This is a genomic window from Leeia speluncae (assembly GCF_020564625.1).
Classification (GTDB): domain Bacteria; phylum Pseudomonadota; class Gammaproteobacteria; order Burkholderiales; family Leeiaceae; genus Leeia; species Leeia speluncae.
The window spans coordinates 14,949-32,993 of sequence record NZ_JAJBZT010000012.1; the positions used below are offsets into that span (position 1 = coordinate 14,949).

An 18,045-nucleotide genomic window follows, 5' to 3' on the forward strand; every position below is an offset into this window, starting at 1 on the left:
GTGGTAAGTGAATGCACCGTAAGGCTAATGTTCAGCCACAACTGTTGAGCAAGTTCAAGACAAGCAATCGTTGCTCGCAATTCGAGATCAGTCACTAGTATATCTAGTGAGTTCGTCCTGACTCACGGCTGGTTAGGTCAGGAATGGGGACCTGCTCAAGCAATTGTAATATCTGCTCCAGTTCTGTCTTGCTCGCACAGCGCTTGCCATCTTGTGCGCGTAGTGTTGCCAAAGACTCTAGTTCATCAGGCTGCTCTATTAAGGTCTCCGCTAACTCCAAAGGAGTTTTGTTGCTCTCATCTCGGTGCCAAACCAATTTTGGAGCTAACAGCGATAAGCGCTTAACTGCATGAATATGACCAGCCCAGCTTGCTGTATGCAATGGGGAACGTCCATCTTTAGTTAGCTTATCCAAGGCACATGGGTGATCCAGAAGTGCATCCACACAGCCGTCTATGAGCGATTTACATGCAGCATGTAGCGCGGTCATTCCCTGTGAGTCTTGCATATCCGGATCTGCTCCCGCTCCCAACATAATCTTGAGCAGCGCCGTGTCGCCAGCTTCAGCTATTAGCATGAGCGGAGTTTGCCCCTTGAGATCAGCCATATTTAATTGTCTGGGGCTCTCCATTGCTAACAACCCAAGAAATTTTTTCCAATGAACCAACATATCTTCGAACTTCCGTTGCTCGTCTTGCAAATCATCAGGGAGTAATTTTCGCATTAGTGGAAGTTTCGACATAAATTGGGTATGCCGTTTGATCAGGCTAATTAATACCGAATTGCCCTCAACATCTGGCAGAGGGGATTTCAACAATGATTGATTGGTTCTTATCCAGTGCCGGAGACCATCTTGATTCCCAGACATAAGCAGAGGTATCAGATCCTGATATATTTTCTTAACCATTTCACTGGAGATGCGTTTCTCAGTCGGAATATCCGGATATGGTCTGTAGAGAGTGCTCCAGAAATATTCCGAAGCAGATCGAGCAACCTCCTCGATTGGTGGCACATCTTGGTATTTCATCATCCACCCACCCAGCATCTCTCGGTAGTACTTTTCGTGGTTGTTGGCGATAAGCTTACCGTTGGCAACAGCTAGTGCGAGACAATCCTTAGCTATCCAGGTACGCAACGTACCGAAATTGCTTTCGAAACTAGCCTCCAATGCCGCACGGAAGAGTTTCTCCGCGCTGTCGAAGTCATTACAGGCTAGCAGGTGTTTAGCCTTGTACTGCAAAATGACCGCCCTCCAAAGCGCATAGCCATCACTCGCCTCCGCTTCTTTAATCAAAGCTTCAACCTTGACTCGCGTATCTTTTGGACGATTTCTATATTCGCCATTAAGATGAACATCAAGTTCTAGAAGAATGGCTTGAACAGTTTGAGCAGGTGAAGTCGCCAGTTCACGAAGTCGTTGAACAGCCATAAGTTTGGTTTCTCGTCCAAAGGTATGAAACTGCGCAACCTGCGCAACAACCCAGTAGCGATGTTCCTCCTGCAAAGTACGCCAAGGAGATGATGCCCTCATTCGCTCACGAAGCTTTAACATACTTCGTCGTTCATCCACGAAAGTTTCTGTACGCAGGGCATTCCGTTGAATAATGCTGAGAGTCGATGACTCATCCCAGCCAAAGAGATTTTCTAACTCATCATCAGCCTGCATTTCAAAGAAAATACGAGTCAGGAAAGAAGCAAGTTCTAGATTGGACGAGTCCCTACGAGATGGCAGGATGGATAGAAACAGGCTATTCTTTCCCCACTTAGGCAGATGTTCTTCGAAGCAAGCATTTTCAGCTGACTCACCTTGATCACAGCAATTTAGCCAAGCATCAATTGTGAGGTTATAAACTAACTTGTAGAGAGAGCAAATTTGCAGAAGCTTGTTCTGCTGGGGATCAGTGCATGACCGATCAACATTTGGGCAAAGATGCTTGAGCAAACGGATGTAACCATCCTGCACCATACGAGCTATCCGTAATCTTTGGCGAATGGTACTCATGAGGGGAGCCGCATAGCGTAAAGCTAGGCATTTAATAAATTCTGCCTGCTCGTTTTCATTGGCCTGCCCTTCCAGAATTGCTTCTAGACGCCCTGGTGCGGTCATGGCTATCTCAAGACGCAACTTGTCAGCAGTAAGCGCTTTACGTTTCACAAATGCCAAGGCATCAGAGAACTGTTGTGCATGTCCTCTTGTGATATCAAGAGAAAACGCACCATTGAACTTTAATTTCGCTTCGTCAGGAAAGTATTTCTGAATGCTGTCGAGTCGAATTGGAGTCTCATTACGCCAATTGTACAATGAGCGCCTTATGTCATCATGACTGAGGTCATTATCATTAGGCTTACCGTACTCATTTGCATGTTGCTCCACCGTTACACCAAGCAAATCAAGTAACCAGTCCACGACCTGAGCCACCGGTAAATATAGGCGATCTTTGCCATCTGCATTACGGGTTTCTGGCAAATACCAGAAACGACCTGCTGCCATGCCGTTATCTAATGGTTGTTCGAGATGCCAAAACGCCACATGACGTGCCAATCCAGGGATAAACAAATGTCCCAACAGAACCCAAAGAATTTGAGGCGAATTTGCTGCAAACGTCCAGACATTCAACTCGATAGATTTGTAGTTGTTGATAAACTCCACGAGGTTATAGATCGCGTCCGATTGTGCTTGCTCATCCATGCCAAAAGCATTGAATATGCCACTAATAACTTCATCACACATGGCTGTGTGTAGATCAAGACTAACCTGTCCTGTTGAAAACTTATTTTTTTTGTTGGTCGGATACGGCGTACCCCCAAGACTTTGAAGGATTTCTAGGAGAATAGCTTCTGTAAGAGGCAACGCGCTCAAAATGTATGTCCAGTAATTTGGTTGTAGTTATAGTAATTTTCCTGAGTTCTCTCTATCTAGTCACTGAAACTATTTGTCCCCCCCCCCGACGGCACCCCTTTTGCATATCAAACTAGGGAGGGGGTACAAGTAGTTTCATATTATTCTAAATTTTCCTCCTGCATTATTCGTGACTTCCACACTATCGAGTCAGAGTAATGCATAAACCAACGACATTAGTAATCAACTGGCATCTAACCGAAGTTTGCAACTATCGTTGTCAGTATTGTTATGCTACTTGGAATGAGTCGTCTCATCATCGCGAGTTGATCCACAATCCAGAAAAAACCATAGCACTAATGAGTGAGTTGCATCAGTTCTTCAAGCCAAGTAGTCATAAAAATATATTGGGCAAAAAGATGGAATGGAATGCGGTAAGGATCAACTTTGCAGGTGGCGAACCATTACTCTATACGGAAAAGATCCCATCTATTATCAATCATGCAAAAGAACTGGGGTTTGAAGTATCAATGATTACCAATGGCAGTCAATTGAGTGAAGATTTGCTGGGTCGATTGGCACCTCAGTTGAGTTGGCTAGGAATCAGCATTGATTCTATCAATCCAGTAACCAATAACAATATTGGTAGGATAGATCGTCGAGGTCGCTTGCTTAACTATGAGACTTTAGCTCAACACTTAATTGATGCACGCAAGTCCAATCCTAATCTGCGCATCAAGCTCAACACAGTGGTCAACCAGTTGAATTATCACGAAGACCTGAGTACTTTCATTAAGCACTTAGCCCCGAATAAGTGGAAAGTTCTGCGAATGCTACCGGTGGTAAACCACAACCTAACAGTTAGCGATGAGCAGTTTAAAACTTTCGTTACCCGTCATCACGAGTTTCATGACATCCTAAGTGTGGAAGACAATCATGACATGCATGAGTCATACCTGATGATCGACCCCTATGGAAGATTTTTTCAAAACAAGCCTCAGCTTGAAGGGCAAGGCTATAACTATAGCCAGCCCATTCTGGAGGTAGGAGCTGCAGCTGCGTTTGCAAAAATGACCTTTGACATCGAAAGATTCATAGCACGTTATGTCGTAACCAAAAGCGATGACTGAACGGCCTTAGTTTATGATAAGAGTGTTTAATCAAAGGGCATGAACAGCAGTAAGGGATCAGCTTCACAACAAAGCTTGCTCATAAACCTGTTCAAACTCTTCAAGTGGCCTGCCACCGTAGTTCTTCGAAGAGGAAATACTCCTGCAGCGCTTGAGAATCATCGACTTTGCCGAGGGATTAAGTAACCTTATGTATCTCGGTTTAATGCTATATTTTCGGGCTTTACATGGCGATGGAACTCATTCTGCAATCGCACAGTACTCAGACCGTTAGAAAAAGCTCTACAGTTAAGGGCTCATTCGCGCCGAATCATTGACAAACACTTGTTACCCCCATTCATTTGAAGCCTATACCCCAATTTAACATGGAAGAAAAATAGCTTTACGGAAGCTGTTTTACTTCCGAGTATAATTTTTTTAAGTGTGCAATCCCTAAATCCAAGATAGGCTCATACATAAAAGAATTTAGATGAATGTTCTCAGGAGTCATTAAATTAACCTGTTCAAGCACCAAAACATCCCCCTCTTTACCAAGGCTCAACCTTTTGTATTCCTGAAGGAGCTTGATGGTTTGGTTCTCCGTGATGGCACCCACAAAAGCGGCATTGTTGATGGATTTAATCATATGCCGTTCAGCAAGCAATCTGATAGCAATCGAGAGAACAATCTTCCCTTCAAGTTCTACAGCCTCTTCTTGAGCATTAAAAACTGATTCCGCCTCTTCGTTGATCAAATCTATTACAAGCTTCGTTTGTGGATTCAATGTCAATTGCTGCTTGTCAGTCAGAATTTTCTTGTAGATCGCGCAAAGCTCATCAAGAGTCATGGTGTCGGTATCACCTTTGACATGAAGCAATGATGTGAGCTTGAGAAATTCCGCGTCCAAACCGCAATATTCGGCCAAGTTACGAACAAATGGAATTGCTGAAATACAAAAAGCAGGTGTTGTTAAATTATCCCTCCAGTGATTAAAAGGATTCTTCTGATATTTTTCTTGAATCAGCTTAAGCTTTCTGCCTGTCTTGGTTGCATGCAGTTTGCAATCACGCCTTAACCCAAGCCTACCACTGATACTTCTGTAGAAATCGAAATTGTGGGAAAGAAAGAGACACAGGAATTGACCAGATGCTGAAATATCCTTGAGATATTCAATGATTGCATACTTGTTTTTATAGTCAAACGAGTCCGCAATATCATCAATTACCAAGATGGTTGTTGCACCTTGCTTCCTTCTCGTCTCAATCTCAAACATGATGTTCAATATATAGAGTGCTCTTCTTTCACCTTGACTAAGCACTTTCAGCAAAGAGTCTCTAGCAACATCACCTTCACCATCGCCATCTTTGAATTTGAATGCAATTGAAGGTTGTGACCCTCTCAAGATCACATCATCTTGGTTTGCTACGCTCATCTTAAACGGGACAGAGAACCGCTTGTTGAAAGTATCAACAACTGCTTCCCATTCTGTTCTTTCACTCTTGGCTTGCTCAATAGCCTCTTCAATAGTGACCTTGCTCGTTCTGTAGGCATCTAGGAATTGGTTATAGAGGTCCTTCTGATCAACCAAATAAGCAATCCAAAGGTCTTCCTGAAGCTTATTGAAGTCCTTCAAATAGGGAAGGATGTGCTGATTATCAAAGAGATAATCTCTGAATTTTCGTAGCTCAGTGTTTTGTATTTTCTTATCTATAGCATCAAATTTGGTAGCAAGAACCTTATCGGTCAGAATCTTCTTGCGTTCCTCTTCAATCTTTTCTGCAAGCTCATCAGCAGTAGAAATCTCTTTTATCCCATCTTTGGTTCTGAGATTTACTGAATGTTTTGCCTCAAAAAAACCATTGTCTTTGAGTTGCTTGTTAACAGTTGATGCGCTGTAGTGATTGAATTGCTTACTGAGAACGTCAGACTTGGAAACCAGTTCGTTGTATTTTTGGATATATTCTTCCAGCTGATCTTTGATTGACCCAGAATCCAGAAGCCCAACTGTCTTGTCATTGAAAACTTCTGCATAGACCACAGTGGAAAGCTGCGAAGGAGTGCCGGCCCTCACAGGTTCTTCCAATGACTCTACAAGTTCAGCAAGCGACTTCTTTCCAAAGCATTTCAATATTTCAGTTTCAGGAGTAACGGTTCTACCAGTCAAACCAGACAATTGTTTCAGCTTCGCAAACAAAGCAGCCTGTTTATCAGCAATCTCCTTGAGAGCATCATCATACTTTTGTTTAACGGCACCATTAACAAGAAGCCGTGATGTTTTCTCAGATGAAAAATCGGCATTGTAGGGCTCAACAACAAATACTGAATCAGCGGCAATGTCACTACCCGCATCATCTTTTATTGATCTGCTTGATGCTCTTTCTGGAAAAATCAAGTCCTTCGTTTCTCGTCCCTTGGTGAGATCATCAAAGGTCTTTGAAAACGACGTTTTCATGAAGCCGTTTGGTGCATAAATGGCATAGCCATTGCTATTGCTAAAATCAAATTCATGCACCAATTCACTGATGCCATAGCAGTTCTTAAGGTCAATGGAAAGCTTCACCTTTATTCCCCTTTTAATGTTAGTAAAAAAGCACCCGAAGGTGCTTTTCTTACTGCAATTCAGGATTTAGTATATCGTTTAAGGCACCAGCAATCGCTTCGGATCGCTTCTCAAGAAACAGCTCATAATCATCATTGAGAATACCAAATTCTTTTGGACTCCCGATCAGGTGCGAACGGAGCGATCCTGATAGTTTTGAGTTTGTATCCTTAAATTCCGCAATGTAGGAGCTTGGAGCCTTTGCGCGGATTTTATTGTTTGATGCAGCATCAATCAATGTGATGTTGGCAATAACATTGGGTTCCAAAGATGGATACTTCTTTTCAACAAATGCCTTTGGGAAAAAGTGATGATAATTTCTGCTTGAAGCAATCTTCAAATTTGAGTTATCAAGTACAACATCACTATCATCATCAAAATTCCTTGGCTTATGGGATGCCAACAAGCACAGAACCGATTTGATGTAGGAGTTTCCAGCAGAGAACCAGGAGTCCGAAATGTCACTACTCTCTACGGAGAGTTCATCACTAGAATATCTAGGCTGTTTTTCCTTAAGAATCTGATTCATCTTCTTAAGGTCTTCACCAATTTTTGTTTCCGTGGCACTGCTATAGCGATTATTCAAGCCAACCCAGTAGAAAAACTGTGCCAACAACTTCGCCTGAATTTCTGTCGGGCGTTTGTTATTGTTCTTGTGAAAGAAATAGGTGAACGGCACCAGTAGGGATGAGTAGGGAAGTAGTTGCGATACAGGAACCCGTATTTTCGTCCGAATAAAGTTCACGGCGGTGAACATTGCTGAAACCATAGGTTCCCACTTGGCTATAAACTTCTCTCTACGAATTTTCAGAATGTCTTTGGCGCGGATACTTTCAACAGTGATTGCAGCCACAGCTTGAAGCACCGTGACTTCTGGAATGGTGTCAAATTTTGCCTTGGCCAAGCTGTCATCATTTTCATCACTGCCATTAAGCAGTTCCGCATACTTCAACGCCAGGTCAAACCCTTTTGCTTCGTCATAGGTCATTGCAACCATGATTTCAAAGAGCGTGAGCGGTTTTCCACCTGTGTTGATTCTTGAGAACACATCACAAGCAACGTCTATCGGGTAATCCTTGATTGTGATGGTAGGAAAGTCGTAAGTTGTAAGCTTGGCTTTGTACTCTTCGATAAGGTCTGACTTTTCTGGACCGGCCTGCTTGAACAGATCACTCATCTTCCGTGTAAGAAGATCATGCACGGAGACATAGCTTTTCCCCTCATCCTTCTGACTCGTCACTATCTGTTCATCACTTGACGGCTCATAATCAAGATTTACATAGATGTCTCTGTAGTCAATCTCTTTACCTTCTTTGGTAATGCGGATGCCTTTTCTGATGGCAAAAAGGGAAGTGATGCGCTGCTGCCCATCCAAAATGTATTGGGCGTAATCGCCTTTTGGCGTTTCTGGCAATGGATGGTTTCCAATTTCCTTTACCGACCTCAGAACTTCCTTGGTTTTCCAGAAAATGAAAGTTCCAATTGGATAGCCCTTCAAAATGCTATCTATCAACCTTGCACTCTGCTCTTTTTCCCAGACAAACTCACGTTGAAACATCGGCAATTTGATCTGCCCTGAATCAATCTCAAGGAATAAGGCTTCATATTTTTTATTGTTATTTTCAGGACGAAGAAGCACTACAGGATCTTCTTTTTCAACTTGTTCTTTGTCTACCATTTCTATCCCTTTAACAACCTTCTAGTCGCTTCCTCGACCATCCTATGTTAATCACAAAGCCTCAATCAGCTTCAACACATCGCCAGTGGTGTGAGCACCTTCAATTGGGTTGCTCTCTAACACCATCATATAGTGATAGCGGTAGCCTGTTTCATGTGCAATCTGGTTCACATTAGACGACAGATAAGCATGCAGTAAACTGACTTCTAAACCAAAGTTAATTGCATAACATGCGTGGGGAGCCATTGTCGTTACTAATTTCTCGATGTAGCGAGTGTTGCAAAGGGTTCATTGCACAGGTTCCAACTTTTCCTCAAGACGGGCAAAAAGAAATTTTAAGTCATCGGTCATGCAATCCTCTTTAACTTCAAGTATCTCTCGCAAGTGTCCATCCTCTACACGAAGACGCTGAGTCCAAAGTGCCATTAAGAACTCAAGAGCCGCCTCGCCCTGCTCATTATCCCAGTTGCGAAGTACTGACAAAATTACATCAGTCATCTGACGGCTAAAAATATGATCGACTCGATAGTCCATCTCAACTGGGCGAGCCGCACGTAGCAGGCAAGATTGAATAACCCCGTCGTTGTATCTGTCAAAATTGGCAGGACTAATTAGAGTCGTATGGTAAGAGGTTGCTAATCCGTTATTTTCAGATGCGTTCCTTAGATCGTGTAACACTGATTGCACGGTCCAATAGACATCTGCTTGTGTGGACTTGCTTAATCTTTTTGCATCGAACCCAAAATCTGACCAAAACGCAAACGTCTGTCGAAGTGTTAAGACTTTTCCCGAGCTGGTTGGCAGAAATAAATTGTTAGAATCAAATGAGTTGCCCACCAACAAACTCAAGCGCCCAGAAAAAATATCTGGAAGGTTTTTAATGTCGCTGCCAAAAGGATCATCATCACCAAACGGTTGCAAACACTCCCGCTCTGAGTCCCATGCGGTTTTTGTGTACTCTTTTACTCGCGGCATCCTACAATGATTGAGAACCGCCAAGAAATGCCCACCTTGAGAAAGGTCTTTTCTTAGCTGCTCGAATGCATCACCGTTAGGCATTTTCGAGAATGCAACCAAGTAGGTTATGGTGGAGGATTCATGAATACATCGCAATTTTCTTGAAATTGCCAACAAACTTCGCCCCGATGTAATTGCGCCAACCAACACGATGACTGAAGAGGCATCCTTCATCATAACTTCTGTTAAATCACCGTACTTCACCCAATTAACAGAGTTATCCTCACTAGTAAAGTACTCCTTAACCTTGTCTTTCAATGCCTGCGAGCCCGCGTCATCAAAATAGATTACAGTTCTAAGGTCTCTTGATAAGTATCTCTTAACGTATTTATCAAGCTCACTCCAAAACGGTTCCAATTTAAGCGCCAATGCCTCCTTTACATCGATGTAAAAGTGCTCATTAAACTCTTCAGTGGACCTCACCGCGATATTCCATTTAAGAACATTCTGAGCGGCAAACTGTCTGAAGAAACCCTGCCTATCCTTATTAAAATCGGTCTTCTTTATTATTAAAAGTTCGTGTTTCGGATTTTCCGGAAGAAACTGATCTCCGGCAATGCGTATCAGTTTTGAACCTTGTTTGCAAAACTCACAATCTGAAGCTTTACCAGATACCAACTTTTCTCCGACCTCTGCTGCAACCTCAAAAACGCCACGCTGGCCGGGCGGTAAATTTACATGAAAAAGTGTTATAACTTGCTCATTTGTAAATAAAGTTTTATTGAGCAACTTATTTGCAAGAGAACCACTGGTTGTGGCGGAAATAAATAATAAGGAACTATCATCTTCTACAAAATCAAACTGCTCATTTAACACTGCATAGGATGCAAAACTTTCAATTGCAGGAAATCCAGAGTCAAAATTATGATAAAGCTGAATTGCTACGCTAATTAAATATGAAATAGATGAGGAATCAACATAGATACGTTTCAAGTCCTTTCGCATAAATGGCAGCAAAGATAGTGCAAGAAAAGCAACCTCAACACCAGAAACTAGAAGATTGGATGCTCGAATGAAGCTATTACAATGATCACCGGATGGTTTTGCAAAATGATAGCCGTGGTTAGATACCACCAAACCACTACGCTGCTTAAAAATTGCATCCATTCCTTCATGAAGGAGGGTGGCGCTTAGATCCTCCTCAATAGCCCTACCAGTACAGTCTTTGAATTTCCCATCTATATCTACTGATAAACAAAATAAGCGTTGATTAATATCACCGACGTACGAATCAAACTCACTGGCAAACGTCGAATCAGCCTTACAGTTAGGCAAAGTAATTAAGCAATTTTCCAATGAAATTAGATATACATTTTTCGGAACAAGATTTTCCGTAACATCCATTTTTAACGCTTTGGAGATCACATCCAATCTAATATTTGAGACAAAAAAAATAGCAAGACTTGTCCGAGCTTTATTTTGAGGCTCAGAAAATCTAAAGGCAAAATAGTCACTCATTATTTTGCCTCCAATGGAATTAACATACTGATAGCCACTCCACATGCCCTTGGCATAGAGGTTACGTTTATATCTGCCACATCGTTTGATTCCCAATCAAAAAATTCAGGCGACTTATCAGACTCATAAGGTGACGATATAAAATTACGAAATAGGCCAAGTCGGCCACTACGTATGCGCATAAAACCACCAAGTCTCGTCAACCTATCCATCACCACAGGTAATCCATTACCTTTACTGTCTTTCAAAGTGGAACTTTGCCTAAAGTTAAAACACTTCTTGAATATGCTGTATTCATCTTCGATTGATATTTCTGTAAACCCTTCACTGATATTTTGATCTGCCAACCATCGATCGCAATAACCAAGGCCAGAATCTACGATACCGATTTCCATGAAGCGAATTTGCCGCTCATCGGGATACTTTCTTGCAACAGTTTCATGGTAATTCGATAGATTTGGCTGATATTCGACATTCCCTCCTGCGCTACTCTTGCGGAGGTTTACCCCTTGAACATAAACGATACGAACGCCGGGTTTTAACCATGTTCCGCGAGAGCTATCTCGGGAACCATGTTCATGCGTATTCAGGAAAAGCTCATAAAAAATTCGGCCAAGTGCATCCATATCATTAGCAGCAATCTTCTTTCCCGCTCCGGGTGCAACTAATGCCTGACCGACCATCTTTTGAATTAGTGCATTAAATTGATCTGGCTGTCGAGGTACTGGAATTGACTCTGATTTTGCTATGTAAAAGTTGGGGTCAAATCCTTTTGAACTGTGATCTACAAACGCGAACCAACATAATCCCCCACGCTTTTGACCAAAAGGGCTTTGTGCTTGATCTTCAATAGCCTTCCTAGCTGCAGTATTTACAAACAGCTTCAAGTCATTTTCTGGCTTATTTGTTAGCGAGATCGACTTTGCAAACATCGCTGCCACAAACTTATGAGGCTTTTTAATCAAATCTTCGATTTCATCGTTGGATACGCTTTTGTTTAATGCAAGTGCTCTTGTATCACTGAGACGTGCCCACGTATTTATGACTTGAATGGCACTCGCCAATCCTCCGAATGAGCTTGCATATCCAGTTGTGCCTACAGGTAACCTCAATACACTCGCACTCTTTCCATTTATGATGTCAGCGATGGTTTTTTCGCATGCCTCAATTGTGATGGTCTTAGGAAAATTAATCATGCTAGCCCTTCTTTCTCCAATTTATCTCACGCTTACAGACTGAGTCATGTGGGGTTATGATGAGAGTGTATTGATAAAATAAAACAGCACTTTCACCTTACGAAGCATGCTGCCGGCAGTAGTTTGCCTACATACTAACCTACTCTTAATCATAGCCTCGGCAGTGCTTTCACGATTTCCAGCGTTTTCAGGCTTACTGTGATGACTCTTTGGAAGAGTTTCAGCGGATAGGCTGGATCATTCATGGTCTCAGTCGCCCAAAGGTTGGCATCATTCACAATTCCGCTGTCTTTGTGTTCTGAAACCGCTTGCCGTTCGATAACCCACTCCAACGCTGGTTTGCCATTCACCACATAGTTGTAGGCTTCAACTGGAATGCCGGTCATGGTGATTTTGTGGTTGTAGATGACGGTGCTCTTGTCGTGCTTTTCACCATTCTTGCCCTTGGCGAACTTCATCTGCTGAACCCTGAAATCTTCCGCAGTAAGGCTGTTAATCAGGAGATTTCCACCTTGATACTGAATAGGATAAGGATCAACCGTTTCATAGTTGATATGCAGGTCCGCCAATGCTCTTCCTGCCTTGGAGAAAGCCCAGAAATCAGCAGCAGTTTTCACCCGTGGAATTCTTGGAAGTTCCTTGGTCAGGTTGTCGGCATAGCGGCTCTTGTAATCTTCGGAATGGAGTAGTCCGTAAACGTAATAAAACAGGTCTTCCTTGCTGATTTGTTCGCTGGGGTAGGCATCTTGGAAGTGTGCCAACCCAGCATCCGTAATGCCATCTTTGACAGTGTATTTGGTTGTGGCCTCAGAAGCTGCCGCAAAATTCAGTGAGCCTTGGCTGTCCTGTTGGTCATCTTCAACGTTGTTTACTTCGTAGAGCTTAAATGGGAAACATTGCCCCTTTGATACCATTTCAAGGTCTGGAACAATGCTGGAGACGAACGCGCAAAAATCTTTTGTTGCACCTCTTCCTGTTACACAAATCACTAGGTTTTCAGCTCTGCCAGACGAGAAAATTCTGGGCATTTGGTAAGGTCTGTGGTTAAAAACAGTATCAAAATAAAGCCACTGTTTAGAAAAAGGGCGATATTGACTTGGGATTAACCTGTCTGGGCTGTAAGTTTGCTTAGCACCTCGCTCTACTCGTGGCAGAAGGCTGCTAGACCACTTTATTTTGGTGTTGTCGTTGCTTACAAAGTCTTCAATTTTCGGATGCTCTGCTGTATTGGGAGTTGCTAAACATGCCAACTGATAACGATCAACTTCGCCATTATAGAAATCAACAAACCGCTTCATGTTACGAGAGACTTCGTCGTGGGACGAGTTGTAACACCAAGCATCCCTATTAGTTTGAATTCCACAAGAGTAGTTCTCAAATAGAACCGAGCTAGCCTTATCTTTCTTGTCGCCAAGGCTAATGTGTTCCCCAAAACTATCATCCCGCTGGTTAATCCAGTCATGGTGTTGGTCAGGGGTAATAGGCTGCCATCCATTCGCTTCTGTGATGCCTTGAATGCTCCGGAAGGTTTCTATTTGCTCCAACTTTTCCTGCTGGCTCAAATAATCGCCAATGTCGTGGAACAGAATTTTCCCGTGTTCCTTGGCTTGGGGATTTTTAATCAGGATGCTGATAGCGATAGGTGCTCGGCTACCACTGCCAAAAATTTTCCCACCTTCTCGCTTGGACAGCTCGCCAGAAGTGCGCTGATTCCCACGCAAATGGAAGATGTAGATGGTACTGAACTCTTCGGCAAGGCACTTTCTTAGTCCATCAGCAGTATTCGCTTCCACAAACCCTGCATTGCTGACAAAACCGATGACTCCACTTTCACCAATCCTGTCACTCGCCCAGCGAATTGCCCTGATATAACTATCATATAGTGCATTCTTATTGGTTGCCTTGGACGCCTCTGCGTATGTGCGTCTAATGCTGCAATCCAATGATGGGTATTCCACATTGGCATTGTTATCGTTGGCACTGGTTTGCCAAGCCGAATAGGGTGGATTACCCATGATGACCCGAATATCCAAGTTCTTCTGCCGCTTCCTACGTTCGCTGTTGTCAGTCAGCACAGCACTGACCAAGTCTTCCTTTTCATGCAGGGCAAAGGTATCAGTCAGGCAAATACCACTGAACGGGACATATTCACCGTCCATAATGTCGTGATAAACCTGCTCAATGTTGATAGCGGCGATGTAGTAAGCCAGCAAGACAATCTCATTGGCGTGAATTTCCTGCTGGTACTTGTAGGCAAGCTGGTCCTTACTGATCAACCCACTTTGCAGAAGTCTGGTGATGAAGGTGCCGGTGCCTGTGAAGGGGTCAATGATATGCACCCCCTTGTCGCCAAGGGTTTGCCCAAACTCTTGTTGCAGGGCGTCATTGATGCTGTGAATGATGAAATCCACCACTTCCACGGGCGTATAGACAATCCCCAGCTTTTCAACTAGTCGTGGGAAAGCGTTTCTGAAGAACTTGTCGTAGAGTTCAACGATGATTTTTTGCTTGGCTCGGACCTCAGTAATACCTGCTGCACGCATCCGCACGCTCTCATAGAACTTGGTAAGCGTGTCTGCTTCCTTGTCTAGGTTGTGCTTATCCAGAACATCCAGTACCCCTTGCATGGCAACGGATACAGGGTTGTGGTTGGTGAAGCTGTAACCTTCAAACAGCGCATCAAACACAGGTTTGGTGATGATGTGCTGCGCCAGCATTTCAATAGCTTCGGCACGGGTAATGCTGTCGTTCAGATCGTCCTGAATTTCATCAAGGAATTGGTCAAAAGCAGCGATTTCTGCGGTGTTTTCTGGGGTGTCCAGAATGGCGGTAATTCTGCTGATATGCGTTTGTGCGATTCGAGCAATATCACTTGCCCATTCGTCCCAGTACAGGCGATTACCAACCTTCTGAACGACCTTGGCAATAATTGCACGTTCGATCTCGCCAAACTCCATGGCAAGTTCCAACTGCTTATCGCCGCCAGTATCTTTTCCCTTTTTCTTACTGCTCTTGCCCAGACTGTCTGTATTTTTACCCTTCTTCTGGTCATCCTTGGCTGATTTGCTTCGACGATTAATATTATCGGTGACAGCAATCACTTCCATCTTGGCGGGGTCTTGCCCAGTTAAATCTAGCTTGTTGATCATCGCATCAAAACGATCATCATGTGAACGCAAGGCTTGAAGAACCTCCCAAACGACCTTATATGTCTTATTGTCGTTCAAGGCTTCTTCTGGAGTAACGCCAGCGGGAATCACCACTGGCAAGATCACGTAACCCAGTTTCTTCTTGCCCTTCGGGTCTTTACGCATAACCCGACCAACGGACTGCACCACATCTACTTGTGAATTTCGCGGGGTTAGGAACAGGACGGCATCAAGGGCTGGAACATCCACTCCTTCTGAAAGGCAACGAACGTTGGAGAGAATCCGGCAAGTGCTCTCAGGGGTTTCCGCTTTAAGCCAATCTAATGCCTGATTCTTTTCACCAGCGCCCATGCCACCATCAACGTGCCTTGCTTCACACATCAGGTTACTGATTTCATCAGGGGTATCAAAGTCGTTTTTCAGTTCTTCACGGTAGGCATCCACAACCTTTTGGAACATGGCAGCAATGTGCTTTGAACTGACCTTGTGGGTTCTGGAACCTTGGTTGAGTTCAATGACCTGCGCAAACGCTACCGCTCGTTTCATCGGCTCTGGATCAAACTCTAGGTCTTCCTGCGAGTCCATTTTGGACAAGGCTCGCCAGCAACCAACGATTTTTGCAGCATCAGCCACTCGCAGACTGTTGTCTTCATCAGCCAGCAGCTTTTGCAGGCTCTTGCTGATATGGTCCTCACTGATCGTCAGCACAATTACCTTGTAATCGCACAGGACTTGTAGATTATGGACAGCTTCGGAGAAGGTGATTGTATGCAGTGTTTCGCCAAAGTATTCTGGCTTGTCCATTGAGTAAAGCTCAATACTATCGTTCTCCGCCTTTGCTTTTGCCTGAACGCCATACACCCGTGGGGTTGCGGTCATATAGACTCGCTTGGTTCCCTTGATGAAATCAGAGTTGTGGATTTTGACGAAGTTAGACTCTTCTTCTCCTTCGAAGGTTGCCCCTGTAGTTCGGTGCGCTTCATCGCAAACAATCAAATCAAATTCAGGCAGTTGATGCAGCTTCTGCGCCTCGGAAATCGTTTCAATCGAGTGGTAGGTAGAAAACACCACACTCATGTGTTCGCTGTCCTCTCTGGACAGGAAAGCCTTGGCAAGCTGTTTGGCATTCGTAGTTGCTGGATATTGAAGCTCATGCGCCAGTAACTGAAAATCATCATCCCCTTTGCCTCGCTTTTTGCCAACTTCACTATCAGAGCAAACTGCGTAGCTGTGCAGAGGAAAAGCAGACTCTTGAGTCCACTCGGTCAATGTCTGAGAAAGCAGGTTAAGCGATGGCACTAGAAATAGAACTCTTCCACCTTTGCCTGCCATTTTTTCGGACATGCGTAGTGCAGTGAAGGTTTTGCCTGTCCCGCATGCCATAATTAGCTTGCCACGGTCTGCATTAACCAGACCCTGTGTGACATTATGGATTGCAGTTTCCTGATAGGGACGAAGATTCTTAGTTAGCTTGAGGCTAGGTGTTGGTTGTGCTTGAGAAAATGTTTGTTCCCAATCAATCTTGCTATTTTCCAAATCAGCAAGGGCAATCGTCGTCACAGGAGGCGTCTGATCAATCAGCGCATCTTTGAGGTTGTCACTAAGCTTATCGGTCGAGAAAACGATCACACGGTAAGTAAAGGGTTTCTTACCCGATGCAGTGAAAAATGAATCCACATCCTTCTTATACAAGGTACGATCTTCATCCCAAAACTTTGCTTGAATGGCATGAAACTCGCCTAGATGAGTAAGCGCTACCAGATCAATTCCGGTATCTTTTCCGGGGTCTTGATTGCCTTTTGCAATCCAATCGGCTCTCCACTCTTCCCACATCCAGACCTGCTGGTAGAGGTCTTGATACTTTGGCTCATTGCGCAGATACATTTGTACCAAACGTTCAAAGTAGGTGCCTTTTTCTCGTTCTGTTTTGGCTGTAGTTCTGAATGTATTTAGTAAGTTTTGAAGAGAACTCATGGACGTAATATCTCGGTATTCTTGGAATGCCACGGATTGGCAGGAAACTATCTGATTGTAGCATGCACGTTAGTTGGACTATGCTTGGCTAGTATAAGCGCTGGCTACATAAACGTTGCAACCCAGCGTTATGCTACTATGTCGATCAGACGGTTTATTCAAGTCTATGCGGACTAGACAAATCACTTCGTAAAGTTGGCATGTCGACACAAGTGGTGAGTTAAATGCAAAAATGGCAAGAGCAGTCTAGAAGTCATCAAGAATCGACTATTGAATTGCCCCAACGAAGAACCATGTTGGACTAATCTCCGGTGACACTTGCAACATAAATTTGAGTACCAGTGTCGAACATACCAACCACAATCGCTTCCTTACACTTGCGAGACACTGTATAAGCATCATCAAACTCGGCATATGAAATTGCCAGCTCAGGAGTTTTTCCCCAAGTTCGCATGATCGCATCTGCAGTTTCCTCAAAGCGAGACAGAAACTCGTCCTTTTCTACATTGTGAATGCCATAGCCAAGAAATGATGCATTTTCTGGTAAGCCAAGCCTGATCTTTAAGTCTGAAAGAGATACTCTTTTTAATCCCAATGCATCGGCAATTCGCTGCTCTTTACTTCCACGGTTCTTTGCTTGCCCCATGTTTGCCTCATATTTTTCAATTAGTCTTAATCACACGTGTGATTTGAGAAAAAAATGTATTTCTTTGGATTCGTATAACTAGAATGCCCCTTTGGGCCAAGCCCTTAGGCACACCAAGAAGTTAATGCCCAAAAATGAGCACAGATCCAAATACCATGATGCCTATGCCAATAGTTAAGCACATGATGTAGATTCGATCTAACATGACTTTAATCATATACCATACAAAATATGCATTTTATTTCATGACCCAGAAGTCAGGTACGAAAATGCATATTGATACTCAAACTTTCTAGAAGAGAGCTTCTGGCAGCACACTTTTGGCTTCCCCTGTCTGCGGGTGTCGCAACATGGGGATGGTCTGGTTTCGTAGCACCATC

9 protein-coding genes are annotated in these 18,045 nt (G+C 43.6%); 1 reads left to right on the forward strand and 8 read right to left on the reverse strand.

Annotated features, from left to right (window positions below; all coding sequences use genetic code 11):
• Window positions 1–103: 103 nt before the first annotated feature.
• Window positions 104–2,860 (reverse strand): ankyrin repeat domain-containing protein, encoded by a 2,757-nt coding sequence (locus LIN78_RS16160; protein ID WP_227181914.1) that lies wholly within the window; start codon window positions 2,858–2,860, stop codon window positions 104–106.
• Window positions 2,861–3,057: 197 nt separating this feature from the next.
• Here LIN78_RS16160 and LIN78_RS16165 point away from each other — a divergent pair, with 197 nt between their 5' ends.
• Window positions 3,058–3,969: a viperin family antiviral radical SAM protein gene (locus tag LIN78_RS16165; RefSeq protein WP_227181915.1), complete on the forward strand. Its 912-nt coding sequence runs from the start codon at window positions 3,058–3,060 to the stop codon at window positions 3,967–3,969.
• A 382-nt stretch (window positions 3,970–4,351) separates the two neighbouring features.
• Here LIN78_RS16165 and LIN78_RS16170 read toward each other — a convergent pair whose 3' ends face one another.
• From LIN78_RS16170 to LIN78_RS16200, 7 genes are all read right to left on the reverse strand, one after another.
• The gene (locus LIN78_RS16170; protein ID WP_227181916.1) at window positions 4,352–6,508 is read right to left on the reverse strand and encodes an AAA family ATPase; all 2,157 of its coding nucleotides are present in this window, start codon (window positions 6,506–6,508) and stop codon (window positions 4,352–4,354) included.
• 49 nt (window positions 6,509–6,557) lie between these two features.
• On the reverse strand, window positions 6,558–8,225 hold the full coding sequence (locus LIN78_RS16175; RefSeq protein WP_227181917.1) for a GmrSD restriction endonuclease domain-containing protein: 1,668 nt from the start codon (window positions 8,223–8,225) through the stop codon (window positions 6,558–6,560).
• A gap of 51 nt (window positions 8,226–8,276) precedes the next feature.
• Window positions 8,277–8,471 carry a hypothetical protein gene (locus LIN78_RS16180; protein WP_227181918.1) on the reverse strand — a complete coding sequence of 65 codons (195 nt, stop codon included), beginning with the start codon at window positions 8,469–8,471 and terminating at the stop codon, window positions 8,277–8,279.
• 42 nt (window positions 8,472–8,513) lie between these two features.
• Entirely contained in the window at window positions 8,514–10,700 is a 2,187-nt protein-coding gene (locus tag LIN78_RS16185) for a hypothetical protein (protein ID WP_227181919.1), read from the reverse strand.
• Entirely contained in the window at window positions 10,700–11,896 is a 1,197-nt protein-coding gene (locus LIN78_RS16190; RefSeq protein WP_227181920.1) for a hypothetical protein, read from the reverse strand. The genes LIN78_RS16185 and LIN78_RS16190 overlap by 1 nt, the downstream gene beginning before the upstream one ends.
• 149 nt (window positions 11,897–12,045) lie before the next feature.
• Window positions 12,046–17,019: a DEAD/DEAH box helicase gene (locus tag LIN78_RS16195; RefSeq protein ID WP_227181921.1), complete on the reverse strand. Its 4,974-nt coding sequence runs from the start codon at window positions 17,017–17,019 to the stop codon at window positions 12,046–12,048.
• Between the two features lie 301 nt (window positions 17,020–17,320).
• Window positions 17,321–17,665 (reverse strand): hypothetical protein, encoded by a 345-nt coding sequence (locus tag LIN78_RS16200; protein ID WP_227181922.1) that lies wholly within the window; start codon window positions 17,663–17,665, stop codon window positions 17,321–17,323.
• Window positions 17,666–18,045 lie beyond the last annotated feature (380 nt).